The organism is Pseudomonas sp. CFBP 13710 (assembly GCF_014842235.1).
GTDB classification, from domain to species: Bacteria; Pseudomonadota; Gammaproteobacteria; order Pseudomonadales; family Pseudomonadaceae; genus Aquipseudomonas; species Aquipseudomonas baltica.
The window spans coordinates 124,797-140,667 of the sequence record NZ_JACYVJ010000007.1; the positions used below are offsets into that span (position 1 = coordinate 124,797).

Sequence of the window (15,871 nt, forward strand, 5' to 3'; positions counted from 1 at the left end):
GCTTCACGCCTTGCGTCAGGCGTTACGCTGGGTGCTGGCCACCTGTTTGTGCCAGAGCGTGGGGATCAGGAAGACGATCGCCAACAGGCAGGCGCCGATCAGCAGGACGAAACCACCGTCCCAGCCGAAGTGGTCCACGGTGTAACCCATCGCCGCGCTGGCGGCGACCGAGCCGCCCAGGTAGCCGAACAGACCAGTGAAGCCCGCGGCGGTGCCGGCCGCTTTCTTGGGCGCCAGTTCCAGGGCCTGCAGGCCGATCAGCATGACCGGGCCGTAGATCAGGAAGCCGATCGAGACCAGTGCGATCATGTCCACGGTCGGGTTGCCGGGCGGGTTGAGCCAGTACACCAGGGTTGCCACGGTCACCAGCGCCATGAACACCACGCCGGTCAGCCCACGGTTGCCACGGAAGATCTTGTCCGACATCCAGCCGCACAGCAACGTGCCGGGAATACCGGCCCACTCATAGAAGAAATAGGCCCACGAGGTGGTGTCGACGGTGAAGTGCTTGGCTTCCTTGAGGTAGGTCGGCGCCCAGTCCAGTACGCCATAGCGCAGCAGATAGACGAACACGTTGGCCAAGGCGATGTACCAGAGCATCTTGTTGCGCAGCACGTACTTGACGAAGATTTCCTTGGCGCTGAATTCTTCTTCGTGGCTTGAATCGTAGCCTTCCGGGTAATCGTTCTTGTATTGCTCGATGGGCGGCAGGCCGACCGATTGCGGTGTGTCGCGCATGGTCGCAAAGGCAAACAGGGCCACCAGCAGGGCAACTGCGGCCGGTACGTAGAACGCCGCGTGCCAGTCGTTGAACAAGCCCATGCCGAGCAGGAACAGCGGGCCGATCAAGCCACCGCCGACGTTGTGCGCAACGTTCCACACCGACACCACGCCGCCGCGTTCCTTCTGCGACCACCAGTGCACCATGGTCCGGCCACTCGGCGGCCAGCCCATGCCTTGCGCCCAGCCGTTGATGAACAGCAGGATGAACATCATGGTGACGCTTGACGTTGCCCACGGCGCAAAGCCGAAGACGAACATCACGCCGGCGGAAACCAGCAACCCGAACGGCAGGAAGTAGCGCGGGTTGGAGCGGTCGGACACGATCCCCATGAGGAATTTGGACAGGCCATAGGAGATGGCGATGGCCGACATCGCCAAGCCCAATTGGCCTCGGGTATAGCCCTGTTCTTCGATCAGGTAAGGCATGGCCAGCGAGAAGTTCTTGCGCAGCAGGTAGTAACCGGCGTAACCGATGAATATCCCGGCGAAGATCTGCCAGCGAAGGCGACGGTAGGTGCTGTCTATCTTTTCATCGGGCAGGGCTGCACGATGCGGGGCGGGGCGGAAGAAGGCGAACATTCACAAGCTCCATTTATTGTTATTTGCTGCGGATTCGAATGTTACAGTTTCGTTACCGAAAATAAAACGACTTACCGCCCAGCGGAGTTTGCGAAAATGTTGCAATGCGAACTTAAGCGGTTCAGTTCTGTTCACCAACTCGCTTGACGCTTCTGCATAATCGTTTCAGCTCGGTGGATTCGAACGAGCTACTGAATCGCCCGTGCTGGCCGATACAGTCAGCACACGATCTTGCGGAGACATATGTGATGAAAGCCTGGGTATTCATAGGGCTGGCGTTGGCCCTGCCGACCGCCGTGATGGCCAACGAGGCAGCCAAAGAGGGCGAGAACGCAGCGCCCAAGGTTGCCTATATCGGCATGACCCCACCGTTCGTGGGCAACTACGCCTTGGACGGTGGCCCCAAGCTGCACGTGTACAAGGCGGACATCGCTTTGAAGGTCACCGGCGCGGAAGCGGAAGCTGCCGTGAAGCGCCAGGACCCGCTGCTGCGCAATCAATTGGTAGCACTGTTCGCACAGCAGACCGCCGAATCGATGGGCAACGTCGAAGCCAAGGAGAAACTGCGTCAGGAAGCCCTCAAGCAATTGCAGCAGGTGATGAACGACGAAGAGGGCAAGCCTATCGTCGAAGACCTGCTGTTCAATAACCTGATCGTGCAGTGAACTGATTGTTTTGCAGCAAGGCGGACAGAAGATTGCCATTGGCGTAGGCTGTCTCAAAATTACCGAGTTTTGAGACAGCGATGTTCAAGATCCCTCCCGCCGTTATCCGCGATCCGCTTCAACGCATTGCTCGGGATTGTCCGGAGCGCATAGCTGAGTACCTGGCTCTCAACGCACCCTTGGATGGCAAGGGCCGGTATCAGCATTTCGACAAGCTTCGTTTCCGCATTCCTGAAGGACTGAACCATGAACTGGTGTGGTCGCTGGTGAAGTTGGCGCGTGAACGGCAACTGAGCGACGTCGTTGTACTGGGTCAGCCTGCACATCAATGCCAACTGCTACTGACGCCAGCGATCCATGCCGCGACCTCCGAGACTGACCGGCACACTACGGGTGCTGCATTGGAGTGGATGAGCAACAAGATCGGTGAGCAGAAACATGTGACATACCTGCTCAACGACCTCATAGAAGACGAGGCCATCAGCAGTAGCCAGTTGGAGGGTGCATCGACCACGACCCAAGTGGCCAAGGACTTGCTCAAGCGTCAGCGAGGTCCGCGCACTCCAGATGAAAAGATGATTCTGGGCAATTATCGGATGATGCAGTTCGTGTGGGAGCATCGCACACGACCGCTGAGTGCTGATTTGATCGCCGAGATCCACCAAGTGGGTGTGGAGAACATCGACGACGAGCATTATCACCCAGGTGTGTTCCGCGTTAACGATGAGGTAGTGGTCCAGGACGGCGATGGCAATGTGGTGTATACACCACCGCCAGCACGCGGTCTGGAGTCGCGGCTGGAAGCCTTGGCCGAATGGGCCAACAGCAACCATGGTGAGTTCAGGACCAATCGTTACCTGCATCCGCTGATCAAGGCGATCGTCCTGCACTTTGCCATTGGCTATGAGCACCCTTTTCACGACGGCAATGGCCGGGTGGCCCGGTCATTGTTCTACTGGTTCATGTTCAAGCATGACTTCGCTGCCTTTCGTTACATAGCTATCAGCAAATTGCTCAAGGCCGCCCCTGTGCAGTACGGCAAGAGTTATCTCTATACCGAAACCGACGATATGGACCTGACGTATTTCGTCGACTACCAAAGTCGCACGATCATTCGCGGCATCGCGGATTTCAAAGAAGCCTACGAAAAAACGCTGGCCGATATGAACTCATTCAATCGCTTCCTGTTCGACAGTGGTTTGTATGCACAGCTGAGCGACAAGCAGAAAACCGTACTGCAGGTGGCTAGCAACGAGAAGGGGATGAAGTTCACGGCTGTGAACCTGAAAGAGAGCTTGGGCTGCTCGTACAACACGGCAGCTTCGGTACTCAACGGTCTTGTGGATTTAGGTTTGTTTCAGAAACGCAAGGATGGACGTGAGTGGGTGTTTTCTTTGGCGCAGACGGGGCTGCATCGTTAGACGCTGAAAAGGTTAAGTCTTGTGCACACAACGCGCTATGCAGGTACGCATGGCGCACTGCGGCTATGTGGAGCGAGGGCCAGAAGCGTAACGTCATGGCCAGTTCGACATAGCCTTCTATCGCAATCCCAGCACAATTTCCCACTGCTGTGTCGTTACCGGCATCACCGAAAGCCGGCTGCCTTTTTGTACCAGCGCAAGTTCGGCAAGCCCGCTCTGCTGCTTCAACAAGGCCAAGCCGAGCACGGGGTCGAAGGTTTCGACGTGGGCTACATCCACCGAAGTCCAGGGGTTCTTTTCGGTGCTGGCCTTGGGATCGAAGTAATGACTGTCCGGGTCCAGGGCAGTGGGGTCGGGATAGTCGCTCGCGACGATGCGACCAATGCCGGCGATGCCTGGCTCGGGGCAGCTGGAATGATAGAAGAAGAAATGGTCGCCAACGGCCATGGTGCGCATGAAGTTGCGTGCCTGATAGTTGCGTACGCCGTCCCAGCGCGTCTGGCCAAGCGTGGCTAGGCCCTGGATGGACAATTCGTCAGGCTCGGATTTCATCAGCCAATAGGCCATGGCGAGTGTTCCTCAATAATGTGAAATGGCCAGCTTTTGTGGGATTCAAGCGCACCCGACAATTGGTCGTGAACAACGTTTGCTTGTCTACCAAGCTTGCCCCAGAATGCGCGCAAATTTAAGCCCGACGCTGCTGCTCGGCACGCCAGAATATCGTTCTGTCGATTCTTTAATTGCCTGTAGGGGGGCAACGTCGATGCGCCGTAAGCCGGACTTGTTGTGGACATTGGTGATTTTGTTGGGCTTGGGTATCGTCACCACTGGATACGCGCAGAGTCTGTGGGCGAGCAAGGCGGATACCGCTGCAGAGCTGATCGTGGTGCAGACTTCGATGGTGCAGGCTTCGATGGTGCAAGGTTCGATGGCAAGTCCGCGGTAACGATGGCGCCTGTTCGCGGCCACTGACCGCTCCCGCAGGTTGGCGCCGCGGCGCAAGGCTCACCTCAGATACCAACCCTTGTCCGTCACCGTTCCCTGCAGCGGTATATCCCAACTGGCCTGCGCCAGGCGCTCCACCTTCTGACACTCATGGGCCAGCCCCAGCAGCACCGGGGCTTGCCAGGCCGTGCGGCGATTGCGGTAGGCCAGGCTGCGGTCGTAGAAGCCGCCGCCCATGCCCAGGCGCCCACCTTCGTCGTCGAACCCCACCAGCGGCAGCAGGATCAGGTCCAGTGCCCAGATGGTGCGCTGGCGTGCGCGCTGGATACGGGGTTCTGGAATGCCAAAGCGGTTGGGACGAAGTTTTTCGCCTCGGCGTACCTGCTGAAACACCATCCTGGTGCGCGGCCAATCGCTGAGCACCGGCAGGTAGGTGCGCTTGCCGCGCCGTTGAGCTTCGCGCAACAGAGGCCGCGGGTCTATCTCGCCGTCGTTGGGCAGGTACAGGGCAATGTGTCGGGCACGGCGAAACAGCCGATGCTGGGCCAGTTGTCGGTAGAGATCGCGAGCGGCCAGGCGCTGCTGTGCAGGGGTAAGGGCGCGACGCGCCGCACGTAGCTGGCGGCGCAGGGATTGACGAGGCTGTGTTTGACGAGGCAGCGGCGCGGATACGGTCATGGGCGCGGTCGATCCTGATCAAGGCGCCGTTGGACAGTGCTGCCCGGCGACGAATGAAAAAGCCCACGCCAAGTGTTGCCGGCATGGGCTGGAAATTCAGGTACTCCCCGACGAACCGCTGTCGGTGTAGCCCTTGAACCCGAAAGTTCAAGGTGGAGATCACAGGAGGTTTTAAGGCTTTCCGTCGAGCGGACATGCACACCAACCCCACGTGCAACCCCCGTGGTTGTGCGTATCGGCTCAGGGACATGACCGACTGGCAAGCACTCCAGGGAGTGATGCCAGTATACAGAAAAGCTTTGCGGATTTCAGCCCTTGGGCGTTTCCGGATCGGTGGCAAGCACCAGGTCCACGCGTTCGAGCAGGTCGCGAACCTGCTCGCGAGTGGTGCCGTTGACCGACAGCTCCGGTGTGTCCTGGCGATGCAGCAGATCGTGAGTGATGTTCAGTGCGGCCATGACGGCAATGCGGTCGGCACCGATCACTTTGCCGCTGCTGCGGATCTCGCGCATCTTGCCGTCCAGGTAGCGTGCGGCGTTGACCAGATTGCTGCGCTCCTGCGGCGGGCAGATGATCGAGTATTCCTTGTCCAGGATCTGAACGGTGACGCTATTGCTTGAACTCATGAGTCTTGCTCCAGGGCCTTGAGGCGCGAAATCATGGACTCGACCTTACGCCGGGCGATTTCATTCTTTTCGATGAGATTTGCGCGTTCCTCGCGCCAGGTTTTTTCCTGCGCTAATAGGAGTCCGTTTTGTCGTTTTAGTTGCTCGACTCGTCCGATCAATGATTCGAGTCGGCTCATCAGCGCTTGCAGGTCGTTGTGTTCCATGGAGTCCCGGTGGGTACGGTTGGGAAATGTTGCCCGCCGATGAACTGGCGGGCCCGGTGAAGATGAACACGTAGTTGTCCGCGTCGATAGTCTGGCGCGGTTGCCGGTGCTAGGATACAAGGCCTTCATTCTAGTCATTGCGCCGTCTGGCGCCTAGTTGCCCATGCCTATTCAGAATTCTCCCTATCACGCCTTCGCCGCCCTGCTCACCAGCAGCGGCCACACCGTTTCGCCCGCCGAACTGCACGGGCTGTTGCTGGGTCGCAGTTGCGCCGGTGCCGGCTTCGAGATCGAGCCATGGCTGCTGGATGCCGCCGATCTGCTGGGTACACCGGCCGCAGACAACGTTCGCCAGGCGCTCATCGGCCTGCAGGAAATGGTCAAGGGCGAACTCACCAGCGACGACATGACCGTGGTGCTGCTGGTCCCCAGCGACGAATCGCCGTTGCCCGAGCGCGCCGCCGCGCTGGGCGAGTGGTGCCAGGGCTTCCTCGCCGGTTTCGGCCTGACCGCGCGCGACACGGCGCTGAGCACCGAAGCCATGGAAGTGCTGCAGGACCTGGCCGCCATCGCCCAGGTGCAGGATGCGCTGGAGGAGTCCGAAGACGGCGAGACCGACTACATGGAAGTCATGGAATACCTGCGGGTAGCACCGCTGCTGCTCTACACCGAATCGGCCAAGCAACCCACCGCAGCCAGCGCCAAGCCGTCGCTGCATTGACCGGAGCCTTTGCCTGCCCATGAGCCACATCCCGAAATCGGAATTTGCCCGCCGCCGCAAGGCGCTGATGGCGCAGATGGTGCCCAACAGCATCGCCATCCTGCCTGCCGCCGCCGTGGCCATCCGCAATCGCGACGTGGAGCACATCTACCGCCAGGACAGCGACTTCCAGTACCTGAGCGGCTTTGCCGAGCCCGAGGCGGTGATTGCCCTGATTCCGGGGCGCGAGCATGGCGAGTATGTGCTGTTCTGCCGCGAGCGCAATCCCGAGCGCGAGCTGTGGGACGGCCTGCGGGCCGGGCAGGAGGGGGCAATCCGCGATTTCGGTGCCGATGACGCTTTTCCCATCAGCGATATCGACGACATCCTGCCCGGCCTGATCGAGGGGCGCGACCGCGTCTATTCGTCGATCGGCAGCCACCCCGAGTTCGACCGGCACCTGATGGACTGGATCAACAGCATCCGTTCCAAGGCGCGCCTGGGCGCCCAGCCACCCAATGAATTCGAGGCGCTCGACCACCTGCTGCACGACATGCGCCTGTACAAGTCGGCTGCCGAGGTCAAGGTCATGCGCCGGGCCGCCGATATTTCCGCACGCGCCCATGTACGCGCCATGCAGGCCTGTCGTGCCGGGCTGCACGAGTACAGCCTGGAGGCCGAGCTGGACTACGAGTTCCGCAAGGGCGGGGCGAAGATGCCGGCCTATGGCTCGATCGTCGCGGCCGGTCGCAATGCTTGCATCCTGCATTACCAGCAGAACGATGCGGTGCTGCGCGACGGCGATCTGGTGTTGATCGACGCCGGCTGCGAAATCGACTGCTATGCCAGCGACATCACCCGGACCTTCCCCGTGAGCGGCCGCTTTTCACCCGAACAGAAAGCCATCTATGAGCTGGTGCTCGAGGCGCAGCAGGCGGCCTTCGCCGCCATCGGGCCCGACAAGCACTGGAACCAGGCCCATGAAGCGACGGTCCAGGTCATTACCCGGGGGCTGGTGCGGCTGGGCCTGCTCAAGGGTGAGGTCGACGAGCTGATCGCCCGCGATGCGCACCGCGCGTTCTACATGCACCGCGCCGGGCACTGGCTGGGGCTGGATGTGCACGATGTCGGCGAGTACAAGGTCGGCGGCGAGTGGCGGGTGCTCGAACCCGGCATGACCTTGACCGTCGAACCTGGCATCTACATAGCGCCCGACAACCTCAGCGTTGCGAAGAAGTGGCGCGGCATTGGCGTACGAATCGAGGACGATGTTGTGGTGACCAAGAAAGGCTGCGAGATTCTTACCGAGGCAGTGCCCAAGTCGGTCGCCGAGATCGAGGCGCTGATGGCCGCCGCACGGGCGGACGCATGAGCCGCTTCAACCTGGCCATCATTGGTGGCGGGCTGGTCGGCGCGAGCCTGGCCCTGGCGTTGCAGGCCGGGGCCAGGGCGCGCGGCTGGAAGATCGTGCTGATCGAGCGTTTCGCGCCGGGCGATGCCTATCAGCCCAGCTATGATGCGCGCTCCTCGGCGTTGTCCTTCGGCACCCGGCAGATCTACGAACGCCTGGGCTTGTGGCCGGCGATCAGCCAGCGCGCCGAAGCGATCCGCCAGATCCACGTGTCCGACCGCGGTCGCTTCGGCACCGCGCGGCTTCGTGCCGATGACGAGGGCGTGCCGGCCTTGGGCTATGTGGTGGAGAACGCCTGGCTGGGGCAGTGCCTGTGGCAGGCGCTGGACCAAGAGGTCGTGAGCTGGCGGTGCCCAGCGGAAGTGACTCGGATGCAGGCGCTGGCTGACGGCCATGAATTGACCCTGGACGACGGCACCCAGCTGCAGTGCGACCTGGCCGTGCTGGCCGACGGCGGTCGTTCCGAGTTGCGCGAGCAGCTGGGCATCGCCGTGCAACAGACGCGCTACGATCAGGACGCCCTGATTGCCAACGTCACCCCAGGCAATGCGCACCAGGGCCAGGCGTTCGAGCGCTTCACCGATGACGGGCCGATGGCCCTGTTGCCGTTGCCCGACAACCGCTGCGCACTCATCTGGACCCGTACTCCCGCCGACATTCGACGCTTGCAGGGCTTGCCCGACCAGGCATTTCTGCAAGAGCTGCAGGGGGTGTTCGGCTATCGCCTGGGCACGCTGCAGCGCGTCGGCGCTCGGCACGTCTACCCGCTGTCGCTGGTGCAGGCCGAGGAGCAGGTGCGCTCCAATCTGGTCGTGCTCGGCAACGCGGCGCATGCCTTGCACCCCATCGCCGGGCAGGGCTTCAACCTGTCGATGCGCGACGTGCAGGCGCTGGCCGAGGCCTTGCTCGCCAGCACCGGTCATTTGGGGCAGCTATCCCTGCTGCGTGGCTATGCGCAACGCCAGCGCCTGGACCAGCGGCTGACCGTGGGCTTTTCGGACCAGTTGACGCGGCTGTTCGCAACGCCCGATCCATGGCTTGCAGTAGGCCGTAACCTGGGCCTGCTGGGGCTCGATCTGCTACCGCCGGCCAAGCGCTGGTTCGCACGCCAGGCCATGGGCCTGGGCACTCGGTCGGAGATCGAAGGGCAATGAATTCAGTGACCCATACGAATGAACTGCGCGCCGACCTGGTCATCGTCGGCGCGGGCATGGTCGGCAGCGCGCTGGCACTTGCCCTGCGTGACAGCGGCCTGGACATCCTGCTGATCGACGGCGGGCCGTTGACCGGCAAGCCGTTCGACGCACTGGCGCCGTTCGAGGCTAGGGTCAGTGCGCTGTCCGTGGCCAGCCAGCGCATTCTTCAGCGCCTGGGCGCCTGGGACGGTATCCAGGCGCGGCGTGCCAACCCCTACGGCCACATGTGCGTATGGGACGGCAGCGGTACCGGGCAGATCAATTTTTCCGCGGCCAGCGTGCATGCCGACACCCTGGGGCACATCGTCGAGAATCGCGTGGTTCAGGACGCGCTGCTCGAGCAGTTGCAGGACAGCGGAATTCGTCTGCTGGCCAATGCCCGGCTGGAGCAGTTGCGCTATTCGGGCGATGACCGACTGTTGACCCTGGCCGGTGGCCAGACCGTGCGTACCCCGCTGGTGATCGCCGCAGACGGCGCGCATTCGGCGGTCCGTGGTCTGGCGGGTTGCGAGACGCGCGAGTGGGATTACCTGCACCACGCCATCGTGACCAGCGTGCAGTGCAGCGAGGGGCATCGCGATACGGCGTGGCAACGTTTTACCGATGACGGCCCGCTGGCGTTTCTGCCTCTGCAGCGCGGAGATGGCAAGCATTGGTGCTCGATCGTCTGGTCGGCCACGCCGGAGCAGGCCGAGCGCTTGATGGCGCTGGATGACGCCGCGTTCTGCAAAGCCCTGGGGCAGGCCTTCGAGGGCCGTCTGGGCGAAGTGGTCGCTGCCGATGCCCGCCTGTGCGTACCATTGCGCCAGCGGCATGCCAAGCGCTACGTGGAGACCGGCCTGGCGCTGATCGGCGATGCCGCGCACACCATCCATCCGTTGGCCGGGCAGGGGGTCAACCTGGGTTTGCTCGACGCCGCCGTGCTGGCCGAAGAGCTGATACATGCCCGACAGCGAGGCGAACGGCTCGCCGGCCTGCCCGTGCTGAGCCGCTATGAGCGTCGGCGCATGCCGCACAACCTGGCCTTGATGGGGGCCATGGAAGGCTTCGAGCGCCTGTTCCAGGCCGATCAGCTGCCGCTGCGCTGGCTGCGCAACACGGGCTTGAAATGGGTGGAACGACTACCCGAAGCCAAGGCGCTGTTCGTCCGCCAGGCGCTTGGCCTCACGGGGGATCTGCCTGCGCTGGCACGCCTGTAGGCATTAGGTGTGATCGATGGCTGGTAACATTTGGTAACGGCTGGGCCCCAAGTTCGGTTGAGAAGCTAAATGTGATTCACTACCATTTCGCCCTCACTCGAATGGCAAGGGTTCCCTCATGATGGCGCGCAAACGTCTTCTCGCTGCACTGGCGCTCTGTCTGTTGGGTGGCAACGCCCACGCTGCCGATGAAGTGGTCGTCTATTCTTCGCGCATCGACGAGCTGATCAAGCCGGTGTTCGACGCCTACACCGCGAAAACCGGGGTCAAGGTCAAGTTCATCACCGACAAGGAAGCGCCGTTGATGCAGCGCATCAAGGCCGAAGGGCAGAACGCCACGGCCGACCTGCTGCTCACCGTCGACGCCGGCAACCTGTGGCAGGCCGAGCAGATGGGTATCCTGCAACCCATCACGTCAGCCGTCATTGACGGCAACATTCCCGCGCAATACCGTGCCGCGTCCCATCAATGGACCGGCCTGAGCCTGCGCGCGCGGACCATCGCCTACGCCAGCGAACGGGTCAAGCCGCAGGAGCTGAGCACCTACGAGGCCTTGGCCGACAAGCAGTGGGAAGGGCGGTTGTGCCTGCGTACGGCGAAGAAGGTCTACAACCAGTCGCTGACCGCCACGTTGATCGAGACCCATGGCGCCGAGAAGACCGAGCAGATTCTCAAGGGCTGGGTGAACAATCTGTCCACCGACGTGTTCTCCGATGACATTGCGGTGCTGCAGGCCATCGACGCCGGGCAGTGCGACGTGGGTATCGTCAACAGCTATTACTATGGGCGCCTGCACAAGCAGCAGCCGAATCTGGGCGTGAAGCTGTTCTGGCCGAACCAGGGCGATCGCGGCGTTCATGTGAACCTGTCGGGCATTGGCCTGAACAAGTATGCACCGCATCCGCAGGCGGCCATTTCGATGGTCGAGTGGATGACCGGGCCGCAGGCGCAGGCGATCTTTGCCGGGGTGAACCAGGAGTTTCCGGCCAACCCGACGGTGGCTCCATCTGCAGAAGTCGCCAGTTGGGGTGAGTTCAAGGCCGACACCTTGCCCGTGGAAGTGGCCGGCAAGCGTCAGGCCGAGGCGATCCGGTTGATGGATCGGGCGGGCTGGAACTGAGCTGATATCGGTGGGGCGGCCTTCGCGGGCAGAGACCCGCTCCCACAGAAGAACGGGTGCTATTGGTGCCTTTTTGCTTCCGCTGTGGGAGCGGGTCTCTGCCCGCGAACGGCGCGCCACCGTACATGCTGACACTGCGCAGTAAGCTCCACACGGTAGTGGACGGCGTCGAGAAGCCTGCAACCTGAAAACCACGAGTGAACCCATTGTCTTCTTCCGTCCAACGCCGTTGGTACCCGCTGGTCCTGGCCGTGGTCGGGCTGGTGCTGCTGCCGTTGAGCGTGCTTGTGCTTTCCTGGCAAAGCATCGACATGCAGATATGGTCCCACCTGTGGGATACGCAGATGCCGCGCCTGTTGGGCAATACGCTTACCCTGGTGCTTGGCGTAGGTACGGGCGTGACGGTGCTTGGCGTCAGCCTCGCCTGGCTTACCAGCCTGTGTGAATTCCCCGGCCGGCGCTGGCTCGACTGGGCCTTGATGTTGCCGTTTGCCATTCCGGCCTACGTACTGGCGTTCGTCTTCGTCGGCCTGCTGGATTTTGCCGGGCCGGTGCAGAGCCTGCTGCGCGAGTGGTTCGGCAGCGGCCTGCGCCTGCCGCGGGTGCGCTCCACGGGAGGGGTCATCATCGTTCTGGTGCTGGTGTTCTACCCGTACGTCTACCTGCTGGCGCGGACCGCGTTCCTGGCCCAGGGCAAGGGCTTGATGGAGGCGGCGCGCATGCTCGGCCAATCCCCCTGGCAAGCCTTCTGGCGAGTAGCCTTGCCGGTGGCCCGGCCGGCCATCGGTGCGGGCGTGGCACTGGCATTGATGGAAACCCTGGCGGATTTCGGCGCCGTGGCGGTGTTCAATTTCGACACCTTCACCACGGCCATCTACAAGACCTGGTACGGCTTCTTCAGCCTCTCCAGCGCGGCGCAGCTGGCCAGCCTGCTGTTGCTGGCCGTGATGCTGGTGCTTTACGGCGAGCGGCGTGCGCGCGGTCAGGATCATGCGGCCAGCGAACGCCCGCGTGGGCAGGCGCTGTATCGGCTGCGCGGGCTCAAGGCATGGGTGGCCAGCGGCTGGTGTGCGCTGGTGTTCGCCTGCGCCTTCGTCGTGCCCATGCTGCAGTTGGTGGTGTGGTGCTGGCAGCGCGGGCGCTTCGACCTCGACGAACGTTACCGTGAGCTGATCGTGCATACCCTGTACCTGGGCGCCATGGCCGCGCTGATCACGGTCACGGTAGCGCTGCTGCTGGCGTTTGCGCGGCGGCAGGCGCCTACGCGAGGCATTCGCGCCGGAGTGGCGGTGGCGAACCTGGGCTATGCCTTGCCGGGGTCGGTGCTGGCGGTGTCGCTGATGCTGGCTTTCAGTTTTCTCGACCGCGAGCTGGTCGTGCCGCTGTCCGGCTGGCTGGGCGGGGCCGGGCGGCCATTGCTGCTGGGCAGTGTGGCGGCGCTGCTGGTGGCCTATCTGGTACGGTTCATCGCGGTGGCCTATGGGCCGCTGGAAAGCAGCCTGGCGCGGATTCGCCCCTCGCTGCCCGAGGCGTCACGAAGCCTGGGAGTGGGTGGTCCGCGGCTGTTCTTCAAGGTCTATCTGCCCCTGTTGCTGCCCGGCACGCTCAGCGCCGCGCTGCTGGTGTTCGTCGACACGCTCAAGGAGATGCCGGCGACCTTGCTGATGCGCCCGTTCGGCTGGGACACGCTGGCGGTGCGGGTATTCGAAATGACCAGTGAAGGGGAATGGGCGCGGGCGTCGCTGCCTGCCCTGACCCTGGTGCTGGTCGGCCTGCTGCCGGTCATCGGGTTGATTCGACGTTCGGCGCGCCAGGTCGGTCGAAACCACTGACCGGCTACACGACCTTGTCGCTACAGATATCACGCCCGCGACCTTGTCGCTACAATGCGCCGCATCCGGCGCAGGCACCAAGGACAATTCGCCTGCGCTTTCGCCACGCCCGGAAGGAGAAACCCATGGGACAGCGCACGCCTCTGTATGACCTGCATCTTGCCCTCGGCGCAAAGCTGGTCGATTTTGGCGGTTGGGACATGCCCCTGCATTACGGCTCGCAAGTCGAAGAGCATCATCAGGTACGTCGCGATTGCGGCGTCTTCGACGTGTCGCATGTGACCGTGATCGATGTCCAAGGGCCGGACGCCCGGGCGTTCCTGCAATACCTGTTGGCCAACGATGTCGCCACCCTGACCGGCCCTGGCCAGGCCTTGTACAGCGCCATGCTCAACGCCGAGGGCGGGGTCGTGGACGATCTGATCGCCTACTGCACCGAGGAAGGCTATCGCCTGGTGGTCAATGCCGCGACCCGTGACAAGGACCTGGCCTGGCTCAGCGCCCAGGCAGGCACGTTCGATGTGCAATGGCGCGAGCGCCCCGAGCTGGCGTTGCTGGCCGTGCAAGGGCCGCAGGCACGGCGCAAGGTCGCCGCCCTGCTGGGCAGCCAACGCCGCGAGCTGCTTTTGCAACTGAACCCTTTCGAAGGCCGTCACCATCGCGACTGGTTCATTGCCCGCACCGGCTATACCGGCGAGGACGGTATCGAGATCGTCTTGCCCGCCGCGCAGGCGGTCGATTTCTTCAACGAATTGATCGGTGCGGGCATTTCGCCCATCGGCCTGGGCGCGCGCGATACGCTGCGTCTGGAAGCCGGGATGAATCTGTATGGCCAGGACATGGACGAGGCGCATTCGCCGCTGGCGTCCAACATGGCCGGCAGTGTGGCGTGGCAACCGAGCGCGCGCGCCTTCATCGGGCGCGAGGCGCTGGAGCGTGAACGGGCCGCCGGGCCGGCGATGAAACTGGTCGGCCTGGTGCTCGAAGAACGCGGGGTGCTGCGCGCGCATCAGGTGGTCCGCATCGCCGGAGTTGGCGAAGGAGAGATCACCAGTGGTAGTTTCTCCCCTACGCTGAGCAAGTCGATTGCATTGGCGCGTGTACCGATGGCGACCGCGGACCGTGCGGAAGTCGAGATACGTGGCAAATGGTACCCGGTACGGGTGGTCAAGCCGACCTTCGTCCGGCATGGTAGAACCCTGATCTGAATCGTATGGCGGGCTGGCCGCTGACCCTTGTTGAGGACAATGTTATGAGCGATATCCCTGCTGAACTCCGTTTTGCCGAAAGCCACGAGTGGGCACGCCTGGAAGCAGATGGCACGGTGACCGTGGGCATCAGCGATCACGCCCAGGAAGCCTTGGGTGACGTGGTGTTCATCGAGCTGCCGGAAGTCGGCAAGGTCTTCGCCGCCGGCGATCAGGCGGGCGTGGTCGAGTCGGTCAAGGCCGCTTCGGACATCTACTCCCCAGTGGGGGGCGAGGTGATCGCGATCAACGAAGCGTTGGCCGATGGCCCGGAAAGCGTCAACGGCGAACCCTATGGCGCCTGGTTCTTCAAGCTCAAGCCAAGCGCTGCCAGTGAGCTGGACACGCTGCTCGACGCTGCCGGCTACAAGGCCGCCATCGGCGAATGACGGCCAGCGGGGGCGGCCATCGCCGCCCCCCGTGCGTTCAATACGGTCGATCCCCCATTATCGTCGCTCGATGCATCACGCGTCGCTGCGGGCGGTAGTCGTCTATCGCGTAATGCTGGGTCACGCGGTTGTCCCAGAAGGCCACGTCCCCCTGGCGCCATTGCCAGCGTACGCAGAACTCCGGACGCGTGCTGTGGGCGAACAGCAGGTCGAGCAGCGCCTGACTTTCAGCTGTCGAAAGTTCGTTGATGTGGGTGGTGAAACCATCGCTGACGAACAACGCCTTGCGCCCGCTGACTGGATGGGTCCGTACCACCGGGTGTGACAGCGGGGGATGTTGCCGGCGGGTCTGCTCCCAGCGCGCCAATGCCTGGGCATCGTTGCCAAAGCGTTCGAGCGGGAACGATTTGGCGAAATCATGGGTGGCGGTCAGACCGTCGAGCAGGGCCTGCATGGGCCTGGACAGCGCCTCGAATGCCGCGATTCCGCTGGCCCAGCAAGTGTCCCCGCCAAAGGGCGGTACCTGCTGGGCGGTCAGTATGGCGCCCATCGCCGGTTCCGCCAGAAAGGTCACGTCGGTGTGCCAGATGGCGTTGTCGCGTACGTCGGTCACGGCGGTGTCGAGCACCAGCACGTCGGGTTGCCCCGGCACACTGGGATAGATCGGATGAACGTGCAGGTCACCGAACTGCTGCGCCAGCCGTGCCTGCTGAAAAGGCGTCAGCGGCTGGTCGCGCCAGAACAGCACCTGATGGGCGAGCAGCGCGGCGTCGATCTCGCGCTGCTGGGCCGGGGTCAGTTCCCGACTGAGGTCGACGCCTTCGATGACCGCGCCGATGGTCGGGTTCAAGGGTGTGATGTGCAGAGTCATGTT

Annotated in this window: 17 protein-coding genes and 1 other RNA gene; 11 read left to right on the forward strand and 7 right to left on the reverse strand. The window is 62.9% G+C overall.

Going from position 1 to position 15,871, the window contains the following annotated elements; translation table 11 throughout:
* Nucleotides 1–15: 15 nt before the first annotated feature.
* Nucleotides 16–1,362 (reverse strand): glycerol-3-phosphate transporter, encoded by a 1,347-nt coding sequence (glpT, locus tag IFT44_RS16045; protein WP_122479901.1) that lies wholly within the window; start codon nucleotides 1,360–1,362, stop codon nucleotides 16–18.
* A gap of 248 nt (nucleotides 1,363–1,610) precedes the next feature.
* Here glpT and IFT44_RS16050 point away from each other — a divergent pair, with 248 nt between their 5' ends.
* On the forward strand, nucleotides 1,611–2,027 hold the full coding sequence (locus tag IFT44_RS16050) for a flagellar basal body-associated protein FliL (protein WP_192059406.1): 417 nt from the start codon (nucleotides 1,611–1,613) through the stop codon (nucleotides 2,025–2,027).
* Nucleotides 2,028–2,107: 80 nt separating this feature from the next.
* Complete coding sequence (locus IFT44_RS16055) at nucleotides 2,108–3,448, forward strand: Fic family protein (protein WP_192059407.1); 1,341 nt, start codon at nucleotides 2,108–2,110, stop codon at nucleotides 3,446–3,448.
* 117 nt (nucleotides 3,449–3,565) lie between these two features.
* On the opposite strand, the gene IFT44_RS16060 is transcribed toward IFT44_RS16055, so the two are convergent.
* On the reverse strand, nucleotides 3,566–4,015 hold the full coding sequence (locus tag IFT44_RS16060) for an EVE domain-containing protein (RefSeq protein WP_192103147.1): 450 nt from the start codon (nucleotides 4,013–4,015) through the stop codon (nucleotides 3,566–3,568).
* A 196-nt stretch (nucleotides 4,016–4,211) separates the two neighbouring features.
* Here IFT44_RS16060 and IFT44_RS16065 point away from each other — a divergent pair, with 196 nt between their 5' ends.
* Entirely contained in the window at nucleotides 4,212–4,394 is a 183-nt protein-coding gene (locus tag IFT44_RS16065) for a hypothetical protein (RefSeq protein ID WP_192176234.1), read from the forward strand.
* A gap of 59 nt (nucleotides 4,395–4,453) precedes the next feature.
* Here IFT44_RS16065 and IFT44_RS16070 read toward each other — a convergent pair whose 3' ends face one another.
* The 4 genes from IFT44_RS16070 to IFT44_RS16085 all read right to left on the reverse strand — a co-directional run bounded on the left by IFT44_RS16070 (nucleotide 4,454) and on the right by IFT44_RS16085 (nucleotide 5,903).
* Nucleotides 4,454–5,071 (reverse strand): 5-formyltetrahydrofolate cyclo-ligase, encoded by a 618-nt coding sequence (locus IFT44_RS16070; protein WP_192176216.1) that lies wholly within the window; start codon nucleotides 5,069–5,071, stop codon nucleotides 4,454–4,456.
* A gap of 100 nt (nucleotides 5,072–5,171) precedes the next feature.
* Nucleotides 5,172–5,349: non-coding RNA, 6S RNA (ssrS, locus tag IFT44_RS16075), on the reverse strand.
* Nucleotides 5,350–5,379: 30 nt separating this feature from the next.
* Nucleotides 5,380–5,697, reverse strand: a complete 318-nt coding sequence (locus IFT44_RS16080; RefSeq protein ID WP_122479895.1) for a cell division protein ZapA — start codon at nucleotides 5,695–5,697, stop codon at nucleotides 5,380–5,382.
* Entirely contained in the window at nucleotides 5,694–5,903 is a 210-nt protein-coding gene (locus IFT44_RS16085; RefSeq protein WP_122479894.1) for a TIGR02449 family protein, read from the reverse strand. Before IFT44_RS16085 ends, IFT44_RS16080 begins: the two co-directional genes overlap by 4 nt.
* A 163-nt stretch (nucleotides 5,904–6,066) precedes the next feature.
* Between IFT44_RS16085 and IFT44_RS16090 the strand changes: the two genes are divergently transcribed.
* From IFT44_RS16090 to gcvH, 8 genes are all read left to right on the forward strand, one after another.
* The gene (locus IFT44_RS16090) at nucleotides 6,067–6,624 is read left to right on the forward strand and encodes a YecA/YgfB family protein (RefSeq protein ID WP_185794701.1); all 558 of its coding nucleotides are present in this window, start codon (nucleotides 6,067–6,069) and stop codon (nucleotides 6,622–6,624) included.
* 19 nt (nucleotides 6,625–6,643) lie between these two features.
* Entirely contained in the window at nucleotides 6,644–7,975 is a 1,332-nt protein-coding gene (gene pepP / locus IFT44_RS16095) for a Xaa-Pro aminopeptidase (protein ID WP_192176217.1), read from the forward strand.
* The gene (gene ubiH, locus IFT44_RS16100) at nucleotides 7,972–9,168 is read left to right on the forward strand and encodes a 2-octaprenyl-6-methoxyphenyl hydroxylase (protein ID WP_192176218.1); all 1,197 of its coding nucleotides are present in this window, start codon (nucleotides 7,972–7,974) and stop codon (nucleotides 9,166–9,168) included. The genes pepP and ubiH overlap by 4 nt, the downstream gene beginning before the upstream one ends.
* Before the next feature lie 23 nt (nucleotides 9,169–9,191).
* Nucleotides 9,192–10,409: a 2-octaprenyl-3-methyl-6-methoxy-1,4-benzoquinol hydroxylase gene (locus IFT44_RS16105; RefSeq protein ID WP_192176235.1), complete on the forward strand. Its 1,218-nt coding sequence runs from the start codon at nucleotides 9,192–9,194 to the stop codon at nucleotides 10,407–10,409.
* 118 nt (nucleotides 10,410–10,527) lie between these two features.
* Nucleotides 10,528–11,529 carry an extracellular solute-binding protein gene (locus IFT44_RS16110; RefSeq protein WP_192176219.1) on the forward strand — a complete coding sequence of 334 codons (1,002 nt, stop codon included), beginning with the start codon at nucleotides 10,528–10,530 and terminating at the stop codon, nucleotides 11,527–11,529.
* Between the two features lie 206 nt (nucleotides 11,530–11,735).
* Entirely contained in the window at nucleotides 11,736–13,361 is a 1,626-nt protein-coding gene (locus tag IFT44_RS16115; protein ID WP_192050078.1) for an ABC transporter permease, read from the forward strand.
* Nucleotides 13,362–13,486: 125 nt separating this feature from the next.
* Nucleotides 13,487–14,569 carry a glycine cleavage system aminomethyltransferase GcvT gene (gene gcvT / locus IFT44_RS16120; protein ID WP_192176220.1) on the forward strand — a complete coding sequence of 361 codons (1,083 nt, stop codon included), beginning with the start codon at nucleotides 13,487–13,489 and terminating at the stop codon, nucleotides 14,567–14,569.
* 44 nt (nucleotides 14,570–14,613) lie between these two features.
* Nucleotides 14,614–14,997 carry a glycine cleavage system protein GcvH gene (gene gcvH / locus IFT44_RS16125; protein ID WP_122479886.1) on the forward strand — a complete coding sequence of 128 codons (384 nt, stop codon included), beginning with the start codon at nucleotides 14,614–14,616 and terminating at the stop codon, nucleotides 14,995–14,997.
* A 37-nt stretch (nucleotides 14,998–15,034) separates the two neighbouring features.
* On the opposite strand, the gene tauD is transcribed toward gcvH, so the two are convergent.
* Nucleotides 15,035–15,868: a taurine dioxygenase gene (tauD, locus tag IFT44_RS16130; RefSeq protein ID WP_192176221.1), complete on the reverse strand. Its 834-nt coding sequence runs from the start codon at nucleotides 15,866–15,868 to the stop codon at nucleotides 15,035–15,037.
* Nucleotides 15,869–15,871 lie beyond the last annotated feature (3 nt).

Excerpts from the sequence above, each read along its gene's own strand:
- glpT (WP_122479901.1), bottom strand. The coding sequence starts at position 1,362 with ATGTTCGCCTTCTTCCGCCCCGCCCCGCATCGTGCAGCCCTGCCCGAT.
- IFT44_RS16050 (WP_192059406.1), top strand. The coding sequence starts at position 1,611 with ATGAAAGCCTGGGTATTCATAGGGCTGGCGTTGGCCCTGCCGACCGCC.
- IFT44_RS16055 (WP_192059407.1), top strand. The coding sequence starts at position 2,108 with ATGTTCAAGATCCCTCCCGCCGTTATCCGCGATCCGCTTCAACGCATT.
- IFT44_RS16060 (WP_192103147.1), bottom strand. The coding sequence starts at position 4,015 with ATGGCCTATTGGCTGATGAAATCCGAGCCTGACGAATTGTCCATCCAG.
- IFT44_RS16065 (WP_192176234.1), top strand. The coding sequence starts at position 4,212 with ATGCGCCGTAAGCCGGACTTGTTGTGGACATTGGTGATTTTGTTGGGC.
- IFT44_RS16070 (WP_192176216.1), bottom strand. The coding sequence starts at position 5,071 with ATGACCGTATCCGCGCCGCTGCCTCGTCAAACACAGCCTCGTCAATCC.
- IFT44_RS16080 (WP_122479895.1), bottom strand. The coding sequence starts at position 5,697 with ATGAGTTCAAGCAATAGCGTCACCGTTCAGATCCTGGACAAGGAATAC.
- IFT44_RS16085 (WP_122479894.1), bottom strand. The coding sequence starts at position 5,903 with ATGGAACACAACGACCTGCAAGCGCTGATGAGCCGACTCGAATCATTG.
- IFT44_RS16090 (WP_185794701.1), top strand. The coding sequence starts at position 6,067 with ATGCCTATTCAGAATTCTCCCTATCACGCCTTCGCCGCCCTGCTCACC.
- pepP (WP_192176217.1), top strand. The coding sequence starts at position 6,644 with ATGAGCCACATCCCGAAATCGGAATTTGCCCGCCGCCGCAAGGCGCTG.
- ubiH (WP_192176218.1), top strand. The coding sequence starts at position 7,972 with ATGAGCCGCTTCAACCTGGCCATCATTGGTGGCGGGCTGGTCGGCGCG.
- IFT44_RS16110 (WP_192176219.1), top strand. The coding sequence starts at position 10,528 with ATGATGGCGCGCAAACGTCTTCTCGCTGCACTGGCGCTCTGTCTGTTG.
- gcvT (WP_192176220.1), top strand. The coding sequence starts at position 13,487 with ATGGGACAGCGCACGCCTCTGTATGACCTGCATCTTGCCCTCGGCGCA.
- gcvH (WP_122479886.1), top strand. The coding sequence starts at position 14,614 with ATGAGCGATATCCCTGCTGAACTCCGTTTTGCCGAAAGCCACGAGTGG.
- tauD (WP_192176221.1), bottom strand. The coding sequence starts at position 15,868 with ATGACTCTGCACATCACACCCTTGAACCCGACCATCGGCGCGGTCATC.